The sequence below is a fragment of the Stenotrophomonas sp. YJH_SMC_43 genome, assembly GCF_059372535.1.
In genome coordinates this window covers 11,537-33,692 of the sequence record NZ_JCAFVQ010000007.1, presented here as the reverse complement: position 1 = coordinate 33,692, position 22,156 = coordinate 11,537, and the positions used below count along the sequence as shown (strand labels likewise).

Annotated in this window: 17 protein-coding genes and 1 pseudogene; 1 reads left to right on the top strand and 17 read right to left on the bottom strand. The window is 67.3% G+C overall.

Annotated features, from left to right (window positions below):
• Positions 1 to 25 precede the first annotated feature (25 nt).
• The 3 genes from AC5QAH_RS20350 to AC5QAH_RS20340 form a co-directional block, all read right to left on the bottom strand.
• The gene (locus AC5QAH_RS20350) at positions 26 to 982 is read right to left on the bottom strand and encodes a Nudix family hydrolase (RefSeq protein WP_010481915.1); all 957 of its coding nucleotides are present in this window, start codon (positions 980 to 982) and stop codon (positions 26 to 28) included.
• A gap of 113 nt (positions 983 to 1,095) precedes the next feature.
• Entirely contained in the window at positions 1,096 to 3,828 is a 2,733-nt protein-coding gene (secA, locus tag AC5QAH_RS20345) for a preprotein translocase subunit SecA (protein WP_495232537.1), read from the bottom strand.
• Positions 3,829 to 4,095: 267 nt separating this feature from the next.
• Positions 4,096 to 5,052: a M23 family metallopeptidase gene (locus tag AC5QAH_RS20340; protein WP_332329066.1), complete on the bottom strand. Its 957-nt coding sequence runs from the start codon at positions 5,050 to 5,052 to the stop codon at positions 4,096 to 4,098.
• A 12-nt stretch (positions 5,053 to 5,064) separates the two neighbouring features.
• Between AC5QAH_RS20340 and AC5QAH_RS20335 the strand changes: the two genes are divergently transcribed.
• Positions 5,065 to 5,514: a DciA family protein gene (locus tag AC5QAH_RS20335; protein ID WP_026347140.1), complete on the top strand. Its 450-nt coding sequence runs from the start codon at positions 5,065 to 5,067 to the stop codon at positions 5,512 to 5,514.
• Between the two features lie 282 nt (positions 5,515 to 5,796).
• On the opposite strand, the gene lpxC is transcribed toward AC5QAH_RS20335, so the two are convergent.
• From lpxC to rsmH, 14 genes and pseudogenes are all read right to left on the bottom strand, one after another.
• Positions 5,797 to 6,708 (bottom strand): UDP-3-O-acyl-N-acetylglucosamine deacetylase, encoded by a 912-nt coding sequence (gene lpxC, locus AC5QAH_RS20330; protein WP_019661076.1) that lies wholly within the window; start codon positions 6,706 to 6,708, stop codon positions 5,797 to 5,799.
• Between the two features lie 171 nt (positions 6,709 to 6,879).
• Positions 6,880 to 8,115, bottom strand: a complete 1,236-nt coding sequence (gene ftsZ / locus AC5QAH_RS20325) for a cell division protein FtsZ (protein ID WP_010481920.1) — start codon at positions 8,113 to 8,115, stop codon at positions 6,880 to 6,882.
• A 169-nt stretch (positions 8,116 to 8,284) separates the two neighbouring features.
• Positions 8,285 to 9,520 carry a cell division protein FtsA gene (gene ftsA, locus AC5QAH_RS20320; protein WP_005408083.1) on the bottom strand — a complete coding sequence of 412 codons (1,236 nt, stop codon included), beginning with the start codon at positions 9,518 to 9,520 and terminating at the stop codon, positions 8,285 to 8,287.
• 68 nt (positions 9,521 to 9,588) lie between these two features.
• Positions 9,589 to 10,266 (bottom strand): annotated as a pseudogene (locus AC5QAH_RS20315) (cell division protein FtsQ/DivIB); the annotation flags it as partial.
• The gene (locus AC5QAH_RS20310; RefSeq protein ID WP_019661074.1) at positions 10,263 to 11,225 is read right to left on the bottom strand and encodes a D-alanine--D-alanine ligase; all 963 of its coding nucleotides are present in this window, start codon (positions 11,223 to 11,225) and stop codon (positions 10,263 to 10,265) included. The pseudogene AC5QAH_RS20315 and the gene AC5QAH_RS20310, both read right to left, overlap by 4 nt.
• Complete coding sequence (murC, locus tag AC5QAH_RS20305) at positions 11,222 to 12,658, bottom strand: UDP-N-acetylmuramate--L-alanine ligase (RefSeq protein ID WP_010481926.1); 1,437 nt, start codon at positions 12,656 to 12,658, stop codon at positions 11,222 to 11,224. The genes AC5QAH_RS20310 and murC overlap by 4 nt, the downstream gene beginning before the upstream one ends.
• 40 nt (positions 12,659 to 12,698) lie before the next feature.
• Positions 12,699 to 13,784 (bottom strand): undecaprenyldiphospho-muramoylpentapeptide beta-N-acetylglucosaminyltransferase, encoded by a 1,086-nt coding sequence (gene murG, locus AC5QAH_RS20300; RefSeq protein WP_224328975.1) that lies wholly within the window; start codon positions 13,782 to 13,784, stop codon positions 12,699 to 12,701.
• Positions 13,781 to 15,100 (bottom strand): putative lipid II flippase FtsW, encoded by a 1,320-nt coding sequence (ftsW, locus tag AC5QAH_RS20295; protein ID WP_049411261.1) that lies wholly within the window; start codon positions 15,098 to 15,100, stop codon positions 13,781 to 13,783. The genes murG and ftsW overlap by 4 nt, the downstream gene beginning before the upstream one ends.
• A 1-nt stretch (position 15,101) precedes the next feature.
• Positions 15,102 to 16,187, bottom strand: coding sequence for a phospho-N-acetylmuramoyl-pentapeptide-transferase (gene mraY, locus AC5QAH_RS20290; protein ID WP_010481929.1), 1,086 nt, complete (start codon positions 16,185 to 16,187; stop codon positions 15,102 to 15,104).
• Entirely contained in the window at positions 16,177 to 17,571 is a 1,395-nt protein-coding gene (locus tag AC5QAH_RS20285) for a UDP-N-acetylmuramoyl-tripeptide--D-alanyl-D-alanine ligase (protein ID WP_049411259.1), read from the bottom strand. The genes mraY and AC5QAH_RS20285 overlap by 11 nt, the downstream gene beginning before the upstream one ends.
• A complete protein-coding gene (locus AC5QAH_RS20280) occupies positions 17,568 to 19,076 on the bottom strand; it encodes a UDP-N-acetylmuramoyl-L-alanyl-D-glutamate--2,6-diaminopimelate ligase (RefSeq protein ID WP_191850660.1) in 1,509 nt (502 codons plus the stop codon). The genes AC5QAH_RS20285 and AC5QAH_RS20280 overlap by 4 nt, the downstream gene beginning before the upstream one ends.
• Positions 19,073 to 20,917, bottom strand: coding sequence for a peptidoglycan D,D-transpeptidase FtsI family protein (locus tag AC5QAH_RS20275; RefSeq protein ID WP_049399810.1), 1,845 nt, complete (start codon positions 20,915 to 20,917; stop codon positions 19,073 to 19,075). Before AC5QAH_RS20275 ends, AC5QAH_RS20280 begins: the two co-directional genes overlap by 4 nt.
• Positions 20,914 to 21,177, bottom strand: coding sequence for a cell division protein FtsL (gene ftsL, locus AC5QAH_RS20270; protein WP_005412242.1), 264 nt, complete (start codon positions 21,175 to 21,177; stop codon positions 20,914 to 20,916). The genes AC5QAH_RS20275 and ftsL overlap by 4 nt, the downstream gene beginning before the upstream one ends.
• Positions 21,174 to 22,142: a 16S rRNA (cytosine(1402)-N(4))-methyltransferase RsmH gene (rsmH, locus tag AC5QAH_RS20265; RefSeq protein WP_010481940.1), complete on the bottom strand. Its 969-nt coding sequence runs from the start codon at positions 22,140 to 22,142 to the stop codon at positions 21,174 to 21,176. Before rsmH ends, ftsL begins: the two co-directional genes overlap by 4 nt.
• Between the last annotated feature and the right edge of the window lie 14 nt (positions 22,143 to 22,156).

Below are 22,156 nucleotides of genomic sequence, written 5' to 3'. Positions count from 1 at the left end.
GCGTTGCGATGATCCGACCCTGACATCACGCCGGCCACAGCGCGCGAATGGCGGCGATGCCCTGCCCACCATGGCGACGCGCCTCACTGATGTGGCCACTGCCCATGCCACCCAGCGCGTAGATCGGCAGTGACACCTGCGCACGCAGCTCGGCGAAGGCATCCCAGCCCAGCGGCACGGCATCGGGATGGCTGGCCGTGGCCTGCACCGGACCCAGCACGGCGAAGTCGCAGCCCAACTGCTGTGCGGCCTGCAGCTGCTGCAGGTCATGGCAGGACGCGGCCACCAGCTGGCCTTCGGGCAGCGGACGCTGCGACAGCTCCAGCAGCTGTTCGCTGCCCAGATGCACGCCCACGCCCAGTGCGCGTGCCAGCTCGATATCGCGGTTGAGCAGCCACTGCACGCCGCTGCGACGATGCGCGCGCAGGGCCTGCTCGACCATCGCCTGGCGCTGCGGATGCGCCGTCGGCAAGCGCAGCTGGATGCGCTGCTGGCCCGCGGCCACCGCGCGCTGCAGCTGTTCGTGCCAATGCTGCATGCCGCCCTCATCATCGGCCGGCGCCGGGGTGATCAGGTAGCTGTCGGGCTGGCGCAGGGCGGCCACCACCGGCAGGTCTGCCGGCGGCATTGAATAGCGGCCCAGCTTGTCCGGCGCCACCCAGGTGATCGCCTGCCCTTCACGGCCGCGGGGGGTTCCCTTCCAGCTGCGCACGTGGCGTACTTCCAGGGTCAGGTGCTTGTCCGGATAGCGCTGCGGCACGTCCATCAGCCACTCGCCGACATCGGCCTCGATGCCCAGTTCCTCGCGCAGCTCGCGCACCAGGGCCTGCTCGGAGGTCTCGCCGGATTCGCGCTTGCCGCCGGGGAATTCCCACAGGCCAGCCATGTCGCGGTTCTCGGTACGGCGGTTGAGCAGCACGCGGCCACGGGCGTCGGTGATGACGGCGGCCACAACGTGGATCGATCGGGTGGGGGAAGGCATGGAGGAAGCATGCCCAGAACAGGGCGGCCCGTGCAATCTCGGATCCGGCCGGATCAGCCCTGCGAAACAGCCGCCATAAAAGAAGAACCCCGCTTTCGCGGGGCTCTTCGGGGTCAGCTCAGCTGGCCGTGGCAGTGCTTGTACTTCTTGCCACTGCCGCACGGGCATGGATCGTTGCGGCCGATCTTCGGCTCGTCGCGCTGCACCTGTGCGTTGCCCTGCTGGGCAGCCTGCACCTGCGCAGCTTCCTCGTCGGCGCTGTAGCCGCCCACGTCCTGGTGCTGGAACTGCGACTGGCTCAGGCGGGCTTCGGCCTGCTGGCGTTCGGCCGCTTCCAGCGCCTGCACTTCCTCGTCGCTGCGGATGCGCACGCGCGACAGCAGGGTCACCACTTCGCGCTTGACGTTCTCCAGCATGTCCGAGAACAGTTCGAAGGCTTCCTTCTTGTACTCCTGCTTCGGCTGCTTCTGCGCGTAACCACGCAGGTAGATGCCCTGGCGCAGGTAATCCATGCGGGCCAGGTGCTCCTTCCAGCTCTGGTCCAGCACGGTCAGCATCACGTGCTTCTCCAGCGCGCGCATGGTCTCTTCGCCCACGCCGGCTTCCTTCTCGGCGAAGTGCTGGTTGACGCGTTCCTGCACCTTGGCAGCGATGGCTTCGGCGTCCAGCTCTTCGTGCGACTTGACCAGGTCGGTCAGCGACATCTGCAGGCCGAAGTCCGACTCCAGGGTCGCTTCCAGGCCACGCAGGTCCCACTGCTCGTCGATCGAGTTCGGCGGCACGAAGCGGGCCACCACGTCGAAGATCACGTCGTCGCGGATGCCGTCGACGTTGTCCTTCACCGACTCGGCGTCCAGCAGCTCGTCGCGCTGGGCGTAGATCACCTTGCGCTGGTCGTTGTTGACGTCGTCGAAGTCCAGCAGGTTCTTGCGGATGTCGAAGTTGTGGGCCTCGACCTTGCGCTGCGCCTTCTCGATCTGGCGGCTGACCAGGCGGTCTTCGATGACGTCGTCTTCCTTCATGCCCATCATGCGCATGGCCTTCTGCACCCAGTCGGAGGCGAAAATGCGCATCAGGTTGTCTTCCAGCGACAGGTAGAAGCGGGACGAACCCGGGTCACCCTGGCGGCCCGAACGGCCACGCAGCTGGTTGTCGATACGGCGCGATTCATGGCGTTCGGTACCGACGATGTGCAGGCCGCCGGCAGCCTTGACGGCCTCGTGGCGCTTCTGCCATTCGGCCTTGACCGCGGCCTTCTGCTCGTCGGTCGCGTCTTCGCCCAGCTCGTGGATTTCCGCTTCCAGCGAACCGCCCAGCACGATGTCGGTACCACGGCCGGCCATGTTGGTGGCAATGGTCACGGCCGCCGGACGGCCGGCATTGGCGACGATGGTCGCTTCGCGGTCATGCTGCTTGGCGTTGAGCACTTCGTGCTTCACGCCCGCCTTGCGCAGGTGCTCGGACAGCATTTCCGAGGTTTCGATCGAGGTGGTACCCACCAGCACCGGCTGGCCACGCTTGGCGCACTCTTCGATGTCGGCCAGCACCGCATTGAACTTGCCCTTGCGGTTGAGGAACACCTGATCCGGGCTGTCCTTGCGGATGGTCGGGCGGTTGGTCGGAATCACCACCACTTCCAGGCCGTAGATGCTCTGGAACTCGAAGGCTTCGGTATCGGCCGTACCGGTCATGCCGGACAGCTTCTTGTACATGCGGAACAGGTTCTGGAAGGTGATGCTCGCCAGCGTCTGGTTCTCGCGCTGGACCGGCACGCCTTCCTTCGCTTCCACCGCCTGGTGCAGGCCATCGGACCAGCGACGGCCGGACAGGGTGCGGCCGGTGAACTCATCGACGATGACCACTTCGCCATCGCGCACGATGTAGTCCACGTCACGCTGGTAGATCGCGTGCGCGCGCAGTGCGGCGTTGAGGTGGTGGACCACGGTCAGGTTCTGCGGCGCGTACAGGCCTTCGGTCTCGCCGTCGAGGATGCCGGCCTCGACCAGCAGCTGCTCGGCGTGCTCCATGCCCGCTTCGGACAGGTGCACCTGCTTGCCCTTCTCATCGACCCAGAAATCACCTTCGCCGTCCTCGCTCTCCTGCTTGACCAGGTGCGGCACGACGCGGTTGACACGGATGTACAGCTCCGGGGAATCGTCGGCCGGACCGGAGATGATCAGAGGGGTACGCGCTTCGTCGATCAGGATGGAGTCGACTTCGTCGACGATGGCGTAGTGCAGGCCGCGCTGGTAGCGGTCGGCCTTGGACAGCGCCATGTTGTCGCGCAGGTAGTCGAAACCGAATTCGTTGTTGGTGCCGTAGGTGATATCCGCAGCGTAGGCTTCGCGCTTGTCGCTGTGCGGCATGCCCGGATACACCACGCCCACGCTCAGGCCCAGCCAGTTGTACAGCTTGCCCATCTGCGCGGCGTCGCGGCGGGCCAGGTAGTCGTTCACGGTGACCACGTGCACGCCCTTGCCTTCCAGCGCGTTGAGGTACACCGGCAGGGTCGCCACCAGGGTCTTGCCTTCACCGGTACGCATTTCTGCGATCTTGCCCAGGTGAAGCACCATGCCGCCGATCAGCTGCACGTCGTAGTGGCGCATGCCCAGCACGCGGCGACCGGCCTCGCGGCAGACCGCGAACGCTTCCGGCAGCACCTTGTCCAGGGCTTCACCACCGGCAATGCGCTGCTTGAACTCCGGCGTCTTGGCCTGAAGCTGCTCGTCGGAAAGCTTCTCGATCTCCGGCTCCAGCGCATTGATCTTGGCGACGATGCGGTTGAGCTGGCGCAGCTGTCGTTCGTTACGACTGCCAAATACGCGGGTAAGCAGGCTGTTGATCATTGAAGGAACCGGGTTGGATGGACACGACGCCCGGCCTCCCCCTGGGGATCCGTCCGCCGCAAACGAAACAGGGCGCCTGGCGCCCTGTCGATGGCAACACCCATTGTAGCTTGGGACGGCCGTGAGGGGTTTCAACCCTTTGCGGTCGTCCAGGCGGCCGGGACCGGGGTCCTGGCGGCCGCGCTTTGCGCTCGCGGGGCATGGCCCCGCGCTACCGCCGGGATCCGACGGCGTGCCGGTAGCGCCGGGCCATGCCCGGCGTTGGGTTCAACCGCGGCTGATGCGGCCGACCGGCGTGTTGCCGCCGTCGCCGAGGAATTTGCGCGGGTTGACCACGTTGCCGTTCTCCCACACCTCGAAGTGCACGTGGGCGCCGGTCGAACGACCGGTGGAACCGGCCTTGGCCACTTCCTGGCCGGCACGGACCAGGTCGCCGGCCTTCACCACCAGGCGGGAATTGTGCGCGTAGCGGGTGACGTAGCCATTTCCGTGGTCGACGTCGACCACGTTGCCGTAGCCCCCCTTCACGCCGGCGAAGCTGACCACGCCTTCGGCCACGGCCATAACCGGGTCACCGACCTTGGCGTGGAAGTCCATGCCCTTGTGGGTGGCGGCGCCTCGGCCGAACGGGTCGGCACGGGTGCCGAAGCCGGAGGTCACGTAGCTGTTGCGGATCGGCATGCGCGAAGGCACGGCGTTCTGCTGCAGCTGGTGGTCGAACATCAGCGACTCCATCACCGACAACTGGCGGCCTGAAGCAGCGAAGCGCTGCTCCAGCACCTGTAAGTCGGCGTTGACGTCCTTGACCGGGATGTCGCTGGTCGGACCGCCTGCGTCACCGTCACCGAGACCGGGGGTCTCGTTGAAGTCGAACTCGCCATCCTCCAGCTTGCCCATCTGGGTCAGCCGTTCGCCGAGCGCGTTGAGGCGGGTGGCCTGGGCCTGCAGCTCGCCGAGACGGGCCGCCAGCGCGTTGACCTGGGTCTGCGCATCGCGCTTGACCTTGGCCAGCTCCGCATCCTGGCGCTCGACCTTGGCCTGCAGCCGGGAATCATTCAGCGCGCTGACGCCAATGCCGCCAGCAAGGCCGATAATGCAGCCTACCCCGAGCACGCTGCCCAGCAGGGCGCGGGGGCGGTCCTCGAAATAGAACCGCAAACGCGTGATCGGCGACGATTTGGCCTGTCCTTCACGCGTTTTGATTACGATCTTTTTGAATGCCATCAGTGAGTTTTCATGTCTGAGCCGAAATCCAGCGTTCGCCCCGCGTCGGCACCGAAACCGGCGCTGGATGCGGTAATGGCGGACAAAAGCGGGAACCCGCTGCGGCGTGCCCTGTGGCTCGACGCGCTGGACCGACAGTTGCGCCCCCAGTTGCCGCCACCTCTGCGCAGCCGCTGCCGGCTGGCCAATGTGGACGGGGAACACCTCGTTTTTCTCGTCGAATCCCCGGTCTGGCATGCCAAGTTGCGGCTTGCCGAAGCCCAGTTGCTCGACGCGGCCCGTTCCATCGGGCTGAAGGCCACCAAGGTGACCATCAAGACTGCGTCTCCCACTCCCACGCGCTCCCCAGCGCTCGACAACCGGAATGGACCCCACGCAGTTTCAGCCGCCACGCACAAAGGGCTACGCGACGCCTTGGCTTGCCTGCAGGACGTTCCTTCCAAACCGAAGAAACGGTCATGATGGCAACGGAGCATCCGGCTCCGCTCCCCGTCGCGCGTGTCACCACGGCGTGAAACATTTCGGGGGCCGGGTCGCATCCTAGCGGCCATCCAGGGGCCTGTCGTTAGATTGTTGTTAAAACGGCGTTAAATTCAGGCTTCGGATCCAACAGGTTCACAAAACCGTGACCTCGAACCGGCCTTGATGCCTTTTCAAGCACACTGAATGCGTCGTCTGCGCCGGAAACAACAACGCCGCCTTGGATGGCGGCGTTTTTATCTTTAAATTCAACGACCTACGGAATCAGGCATAGGCCGGAGTGGCGTATTCGACCGGACCCGGGGTGGCAGGCGAGTCGAAGCTGACCCATTCCCAGGCAGTGGCGTCGGCCATCAGCGCCCGCACCAGCTTGTTGTTGAGCGCGTGGCCGGATTTGAAGCCCTCGTAAGCGCCCAGCACCTGGCCACCGGCCAGGTAGAGGTCGCCGATCGCATCGAGGATCTTGTGGCGCACGAATTCGTCGGCGTAGCGCAGGCCGTCTTCGTTGAGCACGCGGAACTCGTCCAGCACGATGGCGTTGTCCATCGAACCGCCCAGGCCCAGGTTGCGCTCGCGCATGTATTCCAGGTCGCGCATAAAACCGAAGGTGCGCGCGCGGGAGATTTCCTTGGTGTAGGCCAGCGTCGAGAACTCGATTTCCTGGCGCGACTGCTTGGCCGGGATCATCGGGTGGTCGAACTGGATGGTGAAGCCCAGCTTGTAACCCTCGTACGGGGTGAAGCGGGCCACCTTGTCGCCCTCGGTCACTTCCACGGTCTTCAGCACGCGGATGAAGCGCTTGGGCGCATCCTGTTCCACGATGCCTGCCGACTGCAGCAGGAACACGAACGGGCCGGCCGAACCGTCCATGATCGGCAGCTCGGCCGAGGACAGTTCGACGATGATGTTGTCCACACCCAGGCCAGCCAGCGCCGACATCAGGTGTTCGACGGTCTGGATCTTGGCGTCGTTGCAGGTCAGGCCGGTGCACAGGGTCACTTCGGTGACCAGCTCGGCCTTGGCCGGCACTTCCACCACCGGGTCCAGGTCCACGCGGCGGAACACGATGCCATGGTTGACCGGTGCCGGGCGCAGGGTCATGTAGACCTTGTCGCCGCTGTGCAGGCCAACGCCGGTGGCGCGGATCGTGTTCTTGAGGGTGCGTTGCTGGATCATGGGGGATGGACCGGAAGTGACACATTAGATTAACACGCACGCTCCCCTACCCCGGCTGAAACGCCGGCAGGACGCGCGTGAAGCAGGGCGGCCGGGCCCATCCTGGCCCGGCGCCCGCGTTTTCAGGACATGGTGGCGCTACCCGGGGAGGACAACCCCGGGCCGCCCCGCTCAGTCCGCCTGGCGGCGCAGGAACGCCGGGATGTCCAGGTAGTCGTTCGGCAGTTCCGCCGCAGCCGGTGCCGAAGCCGACGGGGCCGACGGGGCCGAAGCCGCTGCGGTATCGCTGCTGGCACGACGCAGGCCCAGGCCCATGCCACCGACGGCCTTGGACACAGCGTCGCCGCCGTTGTCGAAGTCACCGAATTCCGGCTGGCCGGTGGTGGCATTGCGGACCAGCTTGATCGGCGCACGCTCGCCCGGACGCTGGGTCTTGCTGGCCGACACGCGGTTCAGGCCGGTAGCGACCACGGTCACGCGCACTTCGTCCTGCATGTCCGGATCCAGCACGGTACCGACCACCACGGTGGCGTCTTCGGAAGCGAAGCCATCGATGGTGCGGCCGATCTCGTCGAACTCGGCCATGGTGAAGTCCGCACCGGCGGTGATGTTGACCAGGATGCCGTTGGCACCGGCCAAGTTCACATCGTCCAGCAGCGGGTTCTGGATCGCGGCTTCGGCGGCGGCCTGGGCGCGGTCATCACCACGGGCGGTGCCGGTGCCCATCATCGCCAGGCCCATTTCGGACATGACGGTACGCACGTCGGCGAAGTCGACGTTGATCAGGCCCGGACGCACGATCAGGTCGGCGATGCCCTGCACGGCGCCCTGCAGCACGTCGTTGGCGGCGCGGAAGGCCTGGATCATGGTCGCGTTGCGACCCAGCACGGTGATCAGCTTCTCGTTCGGGATGGTGATCAGCGAGTCGCAGTGCTGGCTCAGTTCCTCGATGCCCTTCAGCGCCACCTGCATGCGGCGACGGCCTTCGAACGGGAACGGCTTGGTGACCACGGCCACGGTCAGGATGCCCATTTCCTTGGCCAGCTGCGCCACTACCGGCGCAGCGCCGGTGCCGGTGCCGCCGCCCATGCCGGCGGTGATGAACACCATGTCCGCGCCCTGCAGCGCGTCCATGATGCGTTCACGGTCTTCCAGCGCGGCCTGGCGGCCGACTTCCGGGTTCGCGCCTGCGCCCAGGCCCTTGGTCACGTTGGTACCCAGCTGCAGCTGCAGCTTGGCACCACAATTCTTGATGGCCTGCGAGTCGGTGTTGGCGGTGATGAATTCCACGCCGTCCACCGCCGAGTTGACCATGTGCGCCACGGCATTGCCGCCGCCGCCGCCCACGCCAACCACCTTGATCACCGCATTGGGTGCCATCTTTTCGATCAGTTCAAAATGCGCCATGTCCGTGTCCTCGTTGTATCCGCTTGTCGGTGGCATGGACGGTCGGGCCTCCTGCCTTCGCGTGTCATGTTGCCGTTGCGGCTGTGTGGGTTGTGTATTGCGTTGTTGCGTTGTGATGCGGGTACTGCGGGTGTTGCGCCGGGCCGGGCCCGGAGTTGCGGGTTCCGCGTCAGAACTCGCCGCGGAACCAGGTCTTGAGTTTCTTGAACATGCTTCCAGCGCGCCCGGTCGGCAGCGATGGCCGCCGCGGGTGCTCGATCTGGCTGCCCATCAGCAGCAGGCCCACGCCGGTGGCGTGCACCGGGTTGCCCACCACTTCGCCCAGGCCGGTGACGTGCTGCGGGATGCCCACGCGCACCGGCATCTGCAGCATTTCCTCGGCCAGTTCGACCACGCCCTCCATCTTCGAGGCGCCACCGGTCAGCACCATGCCGGCGCGCACCAGTTCCTCGAAGCCGGAGCGGCGCAGTTCGGCCTGCACCATCTCGAAGATCTCCTCGTAGCGGCCCTGCACCGCCTGCGCCAGCGAATGGCGCGGCATGCGGCGCGGTGGACGGTCGCCCACCGACGGCACCTGGATGCTTTCCTCGGCGGTGGCCAGCTGGGCCAGGGCGCAGGCGTAGCGCACCTTGATCTGCTCGGCTTCCGGGGTGGGCGTGCGCAGCATGTGCGCGATATCGTTGGTGACGTGGTCGCCGGCGATCGGCAGCGAGGCCGTGTGGCAGATCGCGCCCTGCACGAACACCGCGATGTCGGTAGTGCCGGCGCCCATGTCGACCAGCACCACGCCCAGCTCGCGTTCGTCAGCGGTCAGCACCGCAACGCTGGAGGCGAGCGAGGACAGCACCAGGTCGTCCACCTGCAGGCCACAGCGCTGCACGCACTTGCTGATGTTGGCTGCGGCCGACTGCGCGCACACCACCAGGTGCGCATGCACCTCCAGGCGCACGCCGGTCATGCCGACCGGGTTGCGGATGCCTTCCTGCGAATCGTCCAGCACGTACTCGCGCGGGATCGCGTGCAGGATCTTCTGGTCGGCCGGAATCGCCACCGCCTTGGCCGCATCGAGCACGCGATCCAGGTCGCCCCAGGTCACTTCCCCGTCGCGGATCGGCACGATGCCGGGCGAGTTCTTGCACTGCACGTGGTTGCCGGAGATCGAGGCGTACACCGAGCGGATCTCGCAGCCGGCCATCAGCTCGGCTTCTTCCACCGCGCGCTGGATCGACTGCACGGTCGATTCGATGTCCACCACCACGCCGCGCTTCAACCCGCGCGATTCGTGCGAGCCGATGCCGATCACTTCGATCGGGTTTCCCGGCGAATACTCGCCCACCAGCGCCACCACCTTGGAGGTGCCGATGTCCAGGCCAACGATCAGTGATTTGTCACCCTTGCGATTCATGTCCTTTCCTGCGTCCTGCTGGCTGGGGTCGCCGGCGTTTTCGCCGGCGTGGCCGGGGTACCCCAGCTCAGCGTGAAACCATTGGTGTAGCGGAGGTCGGCGCGCTCGATCGGCGCGTCCTGGCGGTTGAGCTGTGGCAGTACCTTGACGAAGCGCTGCAGGCGCGAGCGCGCATCGTCACGGCCGACCACCACTTCGGTGCCGTTGCTCAGCACTAGCGACCAGCTGCCGCGTGCATCCATCGTTACCCGGCGCACATCGACGCCGGCCGGTGCGAACAATGCACGCGAGTCGCTGTACAGCTTCATCACTTCTTCGGTCTGGCTGTCCGGCCCGTCCAGTTCGGGCAACGCCAGGTCGGCCAGCTTCTTCGGCGTGGGGAACAACTTGCCCTGCTCGGAAACCAGGCGGTCGTTGCCCCAGCGCGCGAACGGCTTGTGCTCGACCAGGGTCACTTCCAGCACGTCCGGCCACTGCTTGCGCACCCGCGCGCTTTCCACCCACGGCAGTTTTTCCAGTGCGTCCTGCGCGTCCTGCAGCTTGACCGCGAAGAAGCCGGCGCGCGCATACGGCAGCAGCACCTGCTGCAGCTGCTCGGCCGGTACCCGCTTGAACTCGCCATGCACGCGCAGCTTCGCCAGCGGCCAGCGCTCGGCGCCGACCCAGCCATTGACCACGGCCACCACCGGCAGTGCAACCACCGACAGCGCCAACAGCCAGACGAAGATGCGCAGCACCGCGTTCATGCGTGCGAAGCCTCCAGGGTCTGTTCCAGCACGCGCCACACCAGTTCCTCGAAACCGATGCCGGCCTGGCGGGCCGCCTTGGGTACCAGCGAATGGCTGGTCATGCCCGGCGCGGTGTTCACCTCCAGCAGGAAGAAACGGCCGCTGCTCCGGTCGCGCATCACGTCCACGCGGCCCCAGCCACGGCAGCCGGCCGCGCGGAACGCGGCCAGCGCGATGCGGCGGATTTCCGCTTCGTCGCCACCCTCCAGGCCCGGGCAGAGGTACTGGGTGTCCTCGGCGATGTACTTGGCGTTGTAGTCGTACCACTGGCCCTTGGGCACGATGCGGATCGACGGCAGGGCAACGTCGCCGAGGATGGCCACGGTCAGCTCATCGCCCACCACCATCTGCTCCATCAGCAGCTGGCCGTCGTAGCGCGCGGCCAGGGTCACGGCCTCGTCCAGGCCAGCCTCGTCGGTGACCCGGCTGATGCCCACGCTGGAGCCTTCGTTGGCCGGCTTGACCACCACCGGCAGGCCCAGCTCTGCCGCCAGTGCATGCACCGTGGACGCGTCGACCTTCCGGTACTGCGGCGTCGGCAGGCCCAGCGACAGCCACACCTGCTTGGTGCGGATCTTGTCCATGCTCAGCGCCGAACCCAGCACGTCCGAGCCGGTGTACGGCACGCCGAAGGCGTCCATCAGGCCCTGCACGATGCCGTCCTCACCGCCACCGTTGTGGCCATGGAGGATGTTGAACACACGGTCGATGCCACCGGCGGCCAGCGCCTTGGCCAACGCCGGGATGCCATCGACGGCGAACGCATCGACGCCGCGCGACCGCAGGGCTTCGAGCACGTTGCGGCCCGAGTCCAGCGACACCTCGCGTTCGCTGGAACTGCCACCGAGCAGCACGGCGACGCGGCCGAACTCGGCTGGGTCGGTCACGCGCAGTGGCGGGAAGGTCAGCGTGCTCACGCCTCGCCCTCCCCCTTGAAGCCTTCCACCGCGATGTGGGTGGCCACGGCGCCGATGTCGCCCGCCCCCATCATCAGCAGCAGGTCACCGTCCTGCAGTACGTCCGGCAGCACGCTGGCCAGTTCGGCGGCCTTGCCCACCACCACCGGCTCGCTGCGGCCGCGCGCACGGATGGCACGGGCCAGCGCGTGCGAATCGGCACCGGCAATCGGCTCTTCACCGGCCGGGTAGACCTCGCTCAGCACCAGTGCGTCGACGCTGGACAGCACCGCGGCGAACTTGTCGAACTGGTCGCGGGTACGGCTGTAGCGGTGCGGCTGGAAGGCCACCACCAGGCGCTTGTCGGCCCAGCCACCGCGGGCGGCGGCGAACACGGCTTCCAGCTCGCTCGGGTGATGACCGTAGTCGTCGATGATGCGGACCTTGGCACCGCTGGCGGTGGTCACTTCGCCCAGATCGTTGAAGCGACGGCCGACACCGGCAAAGGCTTCCAGCGCGCGTGCAATGGCATCCGGCGCCACGCCCAGCTGCCAGCCCACCGCAGCGGCGGCCAGCGCGTTCAACACGTTGTGCTTGCCCGGCAGCGCCAGCACCACTTCCTGGCTGGTGCCCTGCGGCAGGCGCAGGGTGAAGCGCATGCGCGAGCCTTCCTGCACCACGTTCTCGGCGCGCACGTCGGCCTGCGGGCTCATGCCGTAGCTCATCACGTGGCGCGGGGTCTTGGCGGCCAGTGCAGCCACTTCCGGGTCGTCGATGCACAGCACCGCCAGGCCGTAGAACGGCAGGCGCTGCAGGAACTCGGCGAACGCCGCCTGCACGCGGGCGAAGTCGTTGCCGTAGTTCTCCAGATGATCGGCATCGATGTTGGTGATGATCGACATCAGCGGATTCAGGCGCAGGAAGCTGCCATCGCTTTCGTCGGCCTCGGCCACCAGCCACTGGCCACCGCCCAGCTTGGCGTTGGCGCCGGCAGCCAGCAGCTGACCACCGATCACGAACGTCGGGTCCAGGCCACCTTCGCTCAGCACCGCAGCGGTGAGGCTGGTGGTGGTGGTCTTGCCATGGGTGCCGGCCACGGCGATGCCACGGCGGAAACGCATCAGTTCGGCCAGCATCGCTGCGCGCGGCATGATCGGAATGCGCTGGCTGCGCGCTTCCATCAGTTCCGGGTTGTCTTCGCGGATGGCGCTGGAGACCACCACGCAGTCGGTGCCCAGCACGTTGGCCGCGGAGTGGCCGCGCATGATGCGCGCACCCAGGCTGGCCAGGCGGCGGGTCGCCACGTTGTCGGCGTTGTCCGAGCCGGACACTTCATAGCCCAGCGTCAGCATCACTTCGGCGATACCGCTCATGCCGGTGCCGCCGATGCCGACGAAATGCACGCGCGGGAATGCGCGCACCAGGTCGTTGGTGTCGTGCAGGCGACGGATCATGCGCGGCCTCGCGCAGGGCAGGCGCGGTGGCATGCCTTCTTCATACAGCTTCCTCAAGAATGATATCGGCGATGCGCTCGGCGGCATCGACCTTGGCCAGGGCACGCGCGGCTTGCGCCATCTGCATGCGGCGGGCGGGATTTTCGGACAGATCGCGCAGCAGTGCGGCAATGCCGTCGGCCAGCGTTCCGTCCTGCTTCAGCAACACCGCCGCGCCACGCTCGACCAGGTACTCCGCATTGCGGGTCTGGTGATCGTCGACGGCGGCAGGGAATGGCACCAGCACGCTGCCGACACCGACCGCGCACAGCTCGGCCAGCGTCGACGCGCCGGCACGGCACACGACCAGGTCGGCCCAGGCGAAGGCTTCGGCCATGTCCGCGATGAACGGGGTGATTTCAGCCTGCACGCCGGCCTTGGCATACGCCTCGACCGCTTCGGCATGCAGCTTCTCGCCACTCTGGTGGCGCACCTGCACCGGCACACCCGTGCCCAGCGCGGCAATCGCCTGCGGCACGCCGGTGTTGAGCGCACGCGCCCCCTGGCTGCCGCCGACCACCAGCACGCGCAGCGGGCCGTGGCGGTCGGCGAAGCGCTGCTCCGGCGGCGCGATGGCCGCGATCTCCGCACGCACCGGGTTGCCGACGAACTCCTCGCCCTTGGCGAAGGTACCGGGGAAGCCGGTCAGCAACCGGCGCGCATAGCGCGACAGGATGCGGTTGGTCATGCCGGGCGCGCGATTCTGTTCGTGCACCAGCAGCGGCAGGCCGTGCAGGCGGGTGGCCATGCCACCGGGGCCAGAGGCAAAGCCACCGAAGGCGACCACCGCACGCGGCTGGCGCTTGCGGATGATCATGCCGGCCGCGCGCAGCGCGCGCATCAGCCGCCACGGCGCGCCCAGCAGGGCCAGCTTGCCCTTGCCGCGCAGGCCGGTGATGGCCAGCGTGTCGATCGGAATGTCGTGCTGTGGCACCAGGCGCGTTTCCATCGCACCGTCGGCACCCATCCAGGTGACCGGCACGCCGCGCTGGCGCAGCACGCGGGCCACGGCCAGGCCGGGGAAGATGTGACCGCCGGTGCCACCGGCCAGGATCATCACCGGGCGGGCGTTGGAAGCACTGCTCATGACAGCCTCCCGAAGGTCGGTTCGATGCGCGACTGCAGGCGGCTGGTGCCACGCGCAGCGTTCGGCGCAGCGGCAGCCACCGGCTCGGCGCTCATCGGCACGCTGGCGGCCACCGGCGCGGCGGGCCCGTCCATCGGCTCGGCAGCGGCGTCTTCGGCGCCGCCGATGCGCACGGCCTGGCGGCGCTCGGCGCGCTTGAGCTCATAGGACACGCGCAGCAGCAGGCCCATCGCCACGCAGGTCATCAGCACCGACGAACCGCCGGAGGAGATCAGCGGCAGGGTCAGGCCCTTGGTCGGCAGGATGCCCAGGTTCACGCCGATCGAGACGAAGGTCTGCATGCTGATCCACAGGCCGATGCCGAAGGCGATATAGCCGGAGAAGTGGCGCTTCATTTCCACGCAGCGCATGCCCAGCCAGAAGGTACGGCCGACCAGCAGCGCGTACAGGGCCACGATCACGCAGGTGCCCAGGAAGCCGAATTCCTCGGCGGTGACCGAGAAGATGAAGTCGGTGTGCGCTTCAGGCAGGTAGTACAGCTTCTGCACCGAGTTGCCCAGGCCGACGCCGGTCCACTCGCCACGGCCCACCGCCATCAGCGCGTTGGACAGCTGGTAGCCGTCGCCCTGCTGGTCGGCCCACGGGTCCAGGAAGGAGGTGATGCGGCGCATGCGGTACGGCTCGATGATCGCCAGCGCGCTCATGCCGACCAGGCCGATGATCACCGGCATCGACATGCGCGGCATGTTCACCCCGCCCAGCACCAGCATGCCGGCGGTGATCGCCAGCAGCAGGGTGGACGAACCGAAGTCCGGCTGCAGCAGCAGCAACAGCACCAGCGCACCGGCCACGCCCAACGGCTTGAGCATCGCCGGCCAGGTCGCGTTGACCTCGTCGCGGAAGCGCACCAGATAGCTGGACAGCCAGACGATGTAGAGCACCTTCACCGCTTCCACCGTCTGGAACTTGGAGATGCCCAGGTTGATCCAGCGGCGTGCGCCGTTGACCGTGCTGCCCAGGCCCGGTGCGAACACCGCCAGCAGCAGCACGAAGCAGCCCAGCAGCAGCATCTGGTTGTACTGCTCGATGGACTTCAGTTCAGTGCGGGCGGCAACGACCGCCAGCACGATGCCCACCGCCAGGAAGATCAGGTGGCGGTTGAGGTAGTAGAACGGGCTGCTCATCAGCGCGATCGAACTGGACGCCACCATCACCACGCCAATGCCCGTGAGCGCGATGATCGCGCCCAGCAGCCACTTGTCGTAGCTGCCTTCGATGGCTTCAAGGCGTGTTGCCTGGCGGGACAGGTCGTTCATCTCAGCGCACCTTCAACGTGGCCAGGCCGATCAGCACGAGCACGACGGAGATGATCCAGAAGCGCACGATCACGCGCGGCTCCGGCCAGCCCTTCAGTTCGAAGTGGTGATGGATCGGCGCCATGCGGAACACGCGCTTGCCGGTCAGCTTGAACGAGGCGACCTGGATCATCACCGACAGCGTTTCGATGACGAACACGCCGCCCATGATCACCAGCACCAGTTCCTGGCGGGTGATCACCGCGATCGTGCCCAGCACCGCACCCAGCGCCAGTGCACCGATGTCGCCCATGAACACCATGGCCGGATAGGTGTTGAACCACAGGAAGCCCAGGCCCGCACCGGCGATGGCCGCGCAGATGATGACCAGCTCGCCGGCGCCCGGGATCTGCGGGATCTGCAGGTAGTTGGCGAACACCACGTTGCCCGATGCGTAGGCGAACACACCCAGCGCGCAGGCCACCAGCACGGTCGGCATGATCGCCAGGCCGTCCAGGCCGTCGGTCAGGTTCACCGCGTTGGAGAAACCGACGATCCAGAAGTAGGCGATGGCCACGAAGCCGATGCCGGCCAGCGGCAGCGCGATCGACTTGAACATCGGGATGTAGAAGGTCAGCGCCGCCGGCACGTCGGCCGTGTAGAACAGGAACAGGCCCGCGGCCAGGCCGAAGATCGACTGCAGCAGGTACTTCCAGCGCGACTTCAGGCCGTTCGGGTCGCGGCGGACGATCTTGATCCAGTCGTCATACCAGCCGATGGCGCCGAAGCACAGCATCACCGCCAGCACCAGCCACACGTAGCGGTTGCGCAGGTCAGCCCACATCAGCACCGACAGTGTGATGGTGAGCAGGATCAGCGAACCGCCCATGGTCGGTGTGCCGGCCTTGGAGAAATGGGTCTGCGGACCGTCCTTGCGGATCGGCTGGCCGCCCTTGAACTGGGCAAGCTTGCGGATCATCGCCGGGCCGAGCCACAGCGACAGGAACAGGGCCGTCAGCGCGGCAAGGATGGCGCGGAACGTCTGGTAGTTGAACAGCCCGAACAGGCTCTCCAACTGCTGCAACCATCGAGCCAGTTCATACAACATGCGGGGATTCCTCTCCTTGCGCCAGCAGCGCTTTGACAATCGTGTCCATGGCGCTGCCACGGGAACCCTTGACCAGGCAGCGCACGCCGGCGTGCAGCTCGTCCTTCAGCGCCTGCGACAGCGCGTCATGGGTGGCGAAATGACGGCCGCCTTCGCCGAAGGCGGTGGCGGCAGCGGCGCTGAGCGGGCCCAGCGCATACAGGCGCTTGAGGCCAGCAGCGCGCGCGCGGAGCCCCGCCTGCGCGTGCAGCGCTTCAGCGTCCGGCCCCAGCTCGCGCATGTCGCCCAGCACCAGCCAGCCCTCTTCCGGGGCTGCGGCCAGGGCATCGATGGCCGCAGCCAGCGAGCCGGGATTGGCGTTGTAGCTGTCATCCACCAGCACCGCGCCGTTGCGCAGCTGATGGGCGATCTGCCGACCCGGCACCGGCTGTGCCTCGGCCAGACCGGCGGCAATCAGCGCGAGATCGACACCGGCGGCCAGCGCCAGGCTGGCCGCGGCCAGTGCATTGCTGACGTTGTGGCGACCCGGCAGGCCGAGCACCACGCGCGCTTCGCCGGCCGGCGAAACCAGGGTGAACTGGCTGCCCTGCGCACCGGCGCGGATGTCGCGCGCGGTCACGTCGGCGGTATGTTCCAGGCCATAGCGCAGCACGCGGCAGCGCGGCGGAGTGCCGACGAAATGCTGTTCGAACCAGCGGCCGTAGGCATCGTCGGCGTTGATCACCGCCACACCATCGGCCGGCAATGCGGCATAGATCGCGCCCTTGGTCACTGCCACGCCGAGCAGGCTGCCCATGCGTTCCAGATGGGCCGGGGCGATGTTGTTGACCAGCGCATAGCGCGGGCGGGCGATATCGGTCAGGTAGGCGATGTCACCCGGCTTGCCAGCGCCCATCTCGTAGACGGCGTAGTCGGCATCTTCCGGCGCATCGATCACCGCCAGCGGCAGGCCGATCTCGTTGTTGCGGTTGCCCGGGTTGGCGTAGACCACCTTGTGCGCATGCTGTGCCACCTGCTGCAGGATCGACAGCAGCAGGCTCTTCACGCTGGTCTTGCCGTTGCTGCCGGTGATCGCGAACACCTCGGTGCCGCGGTCACGCTGCATGCCGGTGGCGATCTTCGCCAGCGCCAGTTCACTGTCAGCCACCAGCACCTGCGGCAGCTCGATCGGCAGCAGGCGCTCGACCAGCAGCGCACTGGCACCGCGCGCCTGTGCGTCGGCGGCGAAATCATGGCCGTCAAAACGCTCGCCGCGCAGCGCCACATACAGGCTGCCCGGACCGAGGCTGCGGGTGTCATGGCTGACCGCATCGATGGCCACGTCGTCGCCGTGGATCTCGCCGCCGGCCCAGTGTGCGATCAGCGAAAGCAGGGTGCGCTTCATGCGATGCCCTCCCCGGCCTGCGAGCTCAGAACACCGGCCTTGGCAGCCAACGCAGCGGCGGCCACTTCGGTGTCGTCGAAGTCATGGCGTACGCCATTTACTTCCTGGTATGGCTCGTGGCCCTTGCCGGCAATCAGGATGATGTCGCCGGCACCGGCGCGCTTCACCGCCAGGCCGATCGCACGCGCGCGGCTGCGCTGCACGGTCACGGCATCGGCATTCTGGAAGCCCGCCAGGATGTCGGCCACGATCACGTCGCCATCCTCGCCACGCGGGTTGTCGTCGGTGACGATGACCTGGTTGGCCAGGCGCTCGGCGATCGCGGCCATCTGAGGACGCTTGCCGGTATCGCGCTCGCCACCGCAGCCGAACACGCAGAACAGCGCGCCGTGCAGGTGGCCGTGCAGGCTGTCCAATGCCTGTTCCAGCGCGTCCGGGGTATGTGCGTAATCGACCACCACGGTCGGCAGGCCGTCTTCGCCGCCGAGGCGGTTCATGCGGCCGCGGATCGGCTGCAGCGCCGACAGCACTTCAGCGATGCGTGGCAGCGGCTGGCCCTGTGCATGCAGGGTACCGGCCACGGCCAGCAGGTTGTCCACGTTGAAGCGGCCCAGCAGCGGCGACTGCACCACGGCACGTTGGCCGTCGATGACCAGTTCGAACGCAATGCCTCGGCCATCCAGCTGCAGCGCTTCAGCGCGCACGCTGGCATCGCTGGCACCACGCGAGCTCAGTCCGATCGGCTGCACGCCCGCCGGCAGGCCGGCAAACAGCTGGCGGCCGAAGGCGTCGTCAAGATTGATCACCGCAGCCTTCAGGCCCGGACGATGGAACAGCCGCGCCTTGGCCGCGCCGTAGCTGGCCATGTCGCCGTGGTAATCCAGATGATCGCGGGTGAGGTTGGTGAACACCGCCACGTCGTAATGCACGGCATCGACGCGGCCCTGGTCCAGCGCGTGCGAGCTGACTTCCATCGCTACCGCGCGCGCACCGGCGTCGCGCAGCTGCGCCAGCAGCGCATGCATCTGCAGCACCAGCGGCGTAGTGAAACCGGTCGGTTCAACCGCACCATAAAGTCCGGCGCCCAGCGTGCCGATACTGCCACTGGGCGTGCCGAGCAGGTGCCAGGCCTGGGCCAGCAGCTGCACGGTGGAGGTCTTGCCGTTGGTGCCGGTCACGCCCACCATCGCCATCGCCCGCGACGGTGCGCCATGGAACTGGTCGGCCATCGCCCCCATGCGCGCACGCAGGCCCGGCACCGCGATCGCATCGGCCGGGGCCGGCAACTCGGCAGGGGCCGGCGGCTCGAACAGGATGGCGCCAGCGCCCGCCGCGCGGGCCTGCTCGACAAAGCCCAGGCCATGCGCGCCGAAACCGGCGATGGCGACGAAGGCATTGCCGGGGCGCACGGCGCGGCTGTCCAGCACCAGGCCGGTCAGAACGGGATCATGGCCCGCCAGGGCCACGTCCGGAAGCAACTGCGAAAGCAACATCGAAGGACTCATTGCGTGCCTCCCGTAGCGGGCGGCGTCTGGGCTTGCGCGCTGGGCAGCGCAGCGTCGAATTCAGCGGCGGCATCCACCGGCAGCGCAGCCTCTGCGGGCGGCGCAGGCAGGATCGAGGCCGAGTGGCCGACCTTGCCGGACTGCTGCGCGGCCAGCCACGACTGCAGGTCGTCCAGCGGCACGTCCATCAGGCGCAGAGTGCCTTCCATCACGTTGTGGTAGACCGGCGCCGACACCAGGCCACCGTAGAACTTGCCGGCCTGCGGGTCGTTGATGACGATGACGGTGGCGAAGCGCGGGTTGGTGGCCGGCACCACGCCGGCAAACAGCGCGTTGTAATGGCCACGCTCGTAACCACCCGGGCCGGTCTTGCGCGCGGTACCGGTCTTGCCGGCCACGCGGTAGCCCAGCACCGCCGCCTGCTTGGCGCCGCCCTGGGTGACCACCGTTTCCATCATCGCCACCACCTGCCTGGCGACGCTCTCATCGATGATCTGATGCGCTTCGTTGCGCTGGCCTTTGACGAAGGTCGGCGCGATCAGCTTGCCGCCATTGGCCAGCGCCGAATAGGCGGTGGCGATCTGCAGCGGCGTCACGTTCAGGCCGTAGCCGTAGGACATGGTGGTCTTGGTGGCACCGTCCCAATTGGCCGGGCGTCGCACCACGCCACCGGATTCACCCGGGAAGCCGCTGTGCGGCACCGAGCCATAGCCGAAGCGGCGCACGCCGTCGTAGAACACCTGGTCCGGCATCTTCGCCGCAACCTTGGCCGCGCCGATATTGGAACTGCGGGTGATCACACCGGTCACGTTCAACACGCCGTTGTTGCGAGGCACGTCGCGGATGGTGAAGCGGGCCACCTGCATGTAACCCGGGTTGGTATCGATGATGGTGTCCTTGGTCACCGCACCGGCCTGCAGCGCGGTGGCGATGGTCAGCGGCTTCATCGTCGAACCCGGCTCGACCAGATCGGTCACCGCACGGTTGCGGCGCGCATCGGGCAGCGCGCCGGTCAGCGAATTCGGGTTGTAGGTCGGCAGGTTGACCATGGCCAGGATCTCGCCGGTGGTCACGTCCATGATCACCATCGAACCGCCGGCGGCCTTGTTCGCCACCAGCGCGTTGCGCAGTTCCTTGAACGCCAGGTACTGGATGCGGCGGTCGATGCTGAGGGTCAGGTCCTTGCCCGGTTCAGCAGCGCGCAGCAGATCGCTCTCGACGGTTTCGCCCTTGCGGTTGCGGATGACCCGCTTCGCACCGGCCTTGCCGCGCAGCCATTCGTCGAAGGCCAGCTCCAGGCCTTCCTGGCCGCGGTCGTCAATGTTGGTGAAGCCCAGCACGTGCGCCATCGCTTCGCCCTGCGGGTAGAAGCGGCGGAACTCGCGCTGCGCGGCCACGCCCGGAATCTTCAGCGCGACCACCTTTTCTGCCTCGTCCGGATTGATCCGGCGGCGCAGGTACATGAATTCCTTGTCCGACTTCTGCGACAGGCGGCTGCTCAGCTCGTCCACCGACATGCCGACCGCCTGGGCCAGCTCCGGAATGCGCTCGGGCGAACGCAGCAGGTCCTGCGGATTGACCCAGATCGAGGCGACCGGGGTGGATACCGCCAGCGGCTCGCCGTTGCGGTCGGTGATCATGCCGCGCGAGGTCTTGATCGGCAGCTCGCGCAGGTAACGGGCCTCGCCCTGGCGCTGGTAGAAGTCGCTGTTGATGATCTGCACGTAGGCGGCACGACCGACCAGCGACACCGAGCACAGGCCGAGCGCCAGCGCCACCCAGCGCAGGCGCTGGCGCAGGTTGAAGGCGTTGCGCGGGCGGTTGCGGCCGGTCTTGCTCATGGCCGCACCACCACGATGTCGGCGGCCTCGGGGAACTTCATGCCGAGCTTCTCGCGGGCGATGCGATCGACACGGTTGGCTTCGGCCAGGGTCGCCTGCTCCAGCTGCAGGCGGCCGAATTCCAGATTGATGTCATCGCGCTTGCGCTCGGCGCGCGACAACTCGATGAACGTCTGCCGGTGACGGTGACGCACGAACACGACGCCGATCGCCGAGGCCACGGTGGAAGCCAGCAGGATGATCAGCAGCAGCCGGCTCATGCATCGGCCTCCCGCTTCTGGGCCACGCGCAGCACGGCGCTGCGGGCGCGCGGGTTGGCGGCCAGCTCTTCGTCGGTGGCCTTGATGGCACCGCCGATCAGGTCCAGCGTCGGCACGAACGCGACCGCCTCGGGCAGGCGGCGGTTGGCCGGCGGCGCCTTGGCCAGGCGGTTCATGTACTGCTTGACGATGCGGTCTTCCAGCGAATGGAAGCTGATCACCGCCAGGCGGCCACCGGGCTTGAGCCGTTCCACCGCCGCATCGAGCCCGGCTTCCAGATCGGCCAGCTCGCGGTTGATGTGGATGCGGATGGCCTGGAAGCTGCGCGTGGCCGGGTGGATCTTGTCCTTGCCACGCGGCATCACCGAGGCGATCAGCTCGGCCAGTTCGGCGGTGCGGGTGAACGGCTGCTTCTCGCGGCGGGCCACGATGGCACGGGCGATGCGGCGGCTCTGCCGCTCTTCGCCGTAGGTCCACAGCACGTCGGCAATCTCGCGGTCTTCCACGCGGTTGATCCACTGCGCGGCGCTTTCGCCGCTGTCCGGGTCCATGCGCATGTCCAGCGGGCCGTCCTTGCCGAAGCTGAAGCCACGTTCGGCCACGTCCAGCTGCGGCGACGACACGCCCAGGTCGAACAGCACGCCGTCCAGGCCTTCGGCCGTCGCATCCCACTGCAGCAGCTGGGCGAAGCTGCCACGGAAGATGGACACGCGCGGGTCCGGCGCGAAATCGCGCTCGGCAACGGCAATGGCTTCCGGATCCTTGTCCATGACCAGCAGGCGCCCCTCGGGACCAAGCTGGGTGAGCACGCCACGTGCATGACCGCCACGACCGAACGTGCCATCCAGATAACGTCCGTTTTCGATCACCCTCAGGCCTTCGATGACCTGGGTGTACAGGACCGGCAGGTGCACCGCCGGCGACTGCGACACCGGAAGGTGACCGGCCTGCGCTTCTGGGCGCATCCGGGCACCCCGGC

Coding starts and splice junctions, on each gene's coding strand:
- AC5QAH_RS20335 (WP_026347140.1), top strand. CDS start 5,065: ATGTCTGAGCCGAAATCCAGCGTTCGCCCCGCGTCGGCACCGAAACCG.
- lpxC (WP_019661076.1), bottom strand. CDS start 6,708: ATGATCCAGCAACGCACCCTCAAGAACACGATCCGCGCCACCGGCGTT.
- secA (WP_495232537.1), bottom strand. CDS start 3,828: ATGATCAACAGCCTGCTTACCCGCGTATTTGGCAGTCGTAACGAACGA.
- ftsW (WP_049411261.1), bottom strand. CDS start 15,100: ATGAACGACCTGTCCCGCCAGGCAACACGCCTTGAAGCCATCGAAGGC.
- AC5QAH_RS20285 (WP_049411259.1), bottom strand. CDS start 17,571: ATGAAGCGCACCCTGCTTTCGCTGATCGCACACTGGGCCGGCGGCGAG.
- ftsL (WP_005412242.1), bottom strand. CDS start 21,177: ATGAGCCGGCTGCTGCTGATCATCCTGCTGGCTTCCACCGTGGCCTCG.
- rsmH (WP_010481940.1), bottom strand. CDS start 22,142: ATGCGCCCAGAAGCGCAGGCCGGTCACCTTCCGGTGTCGCAGTCGCCG.
- ftsA (WP_005408083.1), bottom strand. CDS start 9,520: ATGAATCGCAAGGGTGACAAATCACTGATCGTTGGCCTGGACATCGGC.
- ftsZ (WP_010481920.1), bottom strand. CDS start 8,115: ATGGCGCATTTTGAACTGATCGAAAAGATGGCACCCAATGCGGTGATC.
- AC5QAH_RS20275 (WP_049399810.1), bottom strand. CDS start 20,917: ATGAGCAAGACCGGCCGCAACCGCCCGCGCAACGCCTTCAACCTGCGC.
- AC5QAH_RS20340 (WP_332329066.1), bottom strand. CDS start 5,052: ATGGCATTCAAAAAGATCGTAATCAAAACGCGTGAAGGACAGGCCAAA.
- AC5QAH_RS20350 (WP_010481915.1), bottom strand. CDS start 982: ATGCCTTCCCCCACCCGATCGATCCACGTTGTGGCCGCCGTCATCACC.
- mraY (WP_010481929.1), bottom strand. CDS start 16,187: ATGTTGTATGAACTGGCTCGATGGTTGCAGCAGTTGGAGAGCCTGTTC.
- murC (WP_010481926.1), bottom strand. CDS start 12,658: ATGATCCGTCGCCTGCACGACACCAACGACCTGGTGCGCGCATTCCCG.
- murG (WP_224328975.1), bottom strand. CDS start 13,784: ATGAGCAGTGCTTCCAACGCCCGCCCGGTGATGATCCTGGCCGGTGGC.
- AC5QAH_RS20280 (WP_191850660.1), bottom strand. CDS start 19,076: ATGAGTCCTTCGATGTTGCTTTCGCAGTTGCTTCCGGACGTGGCCCTG.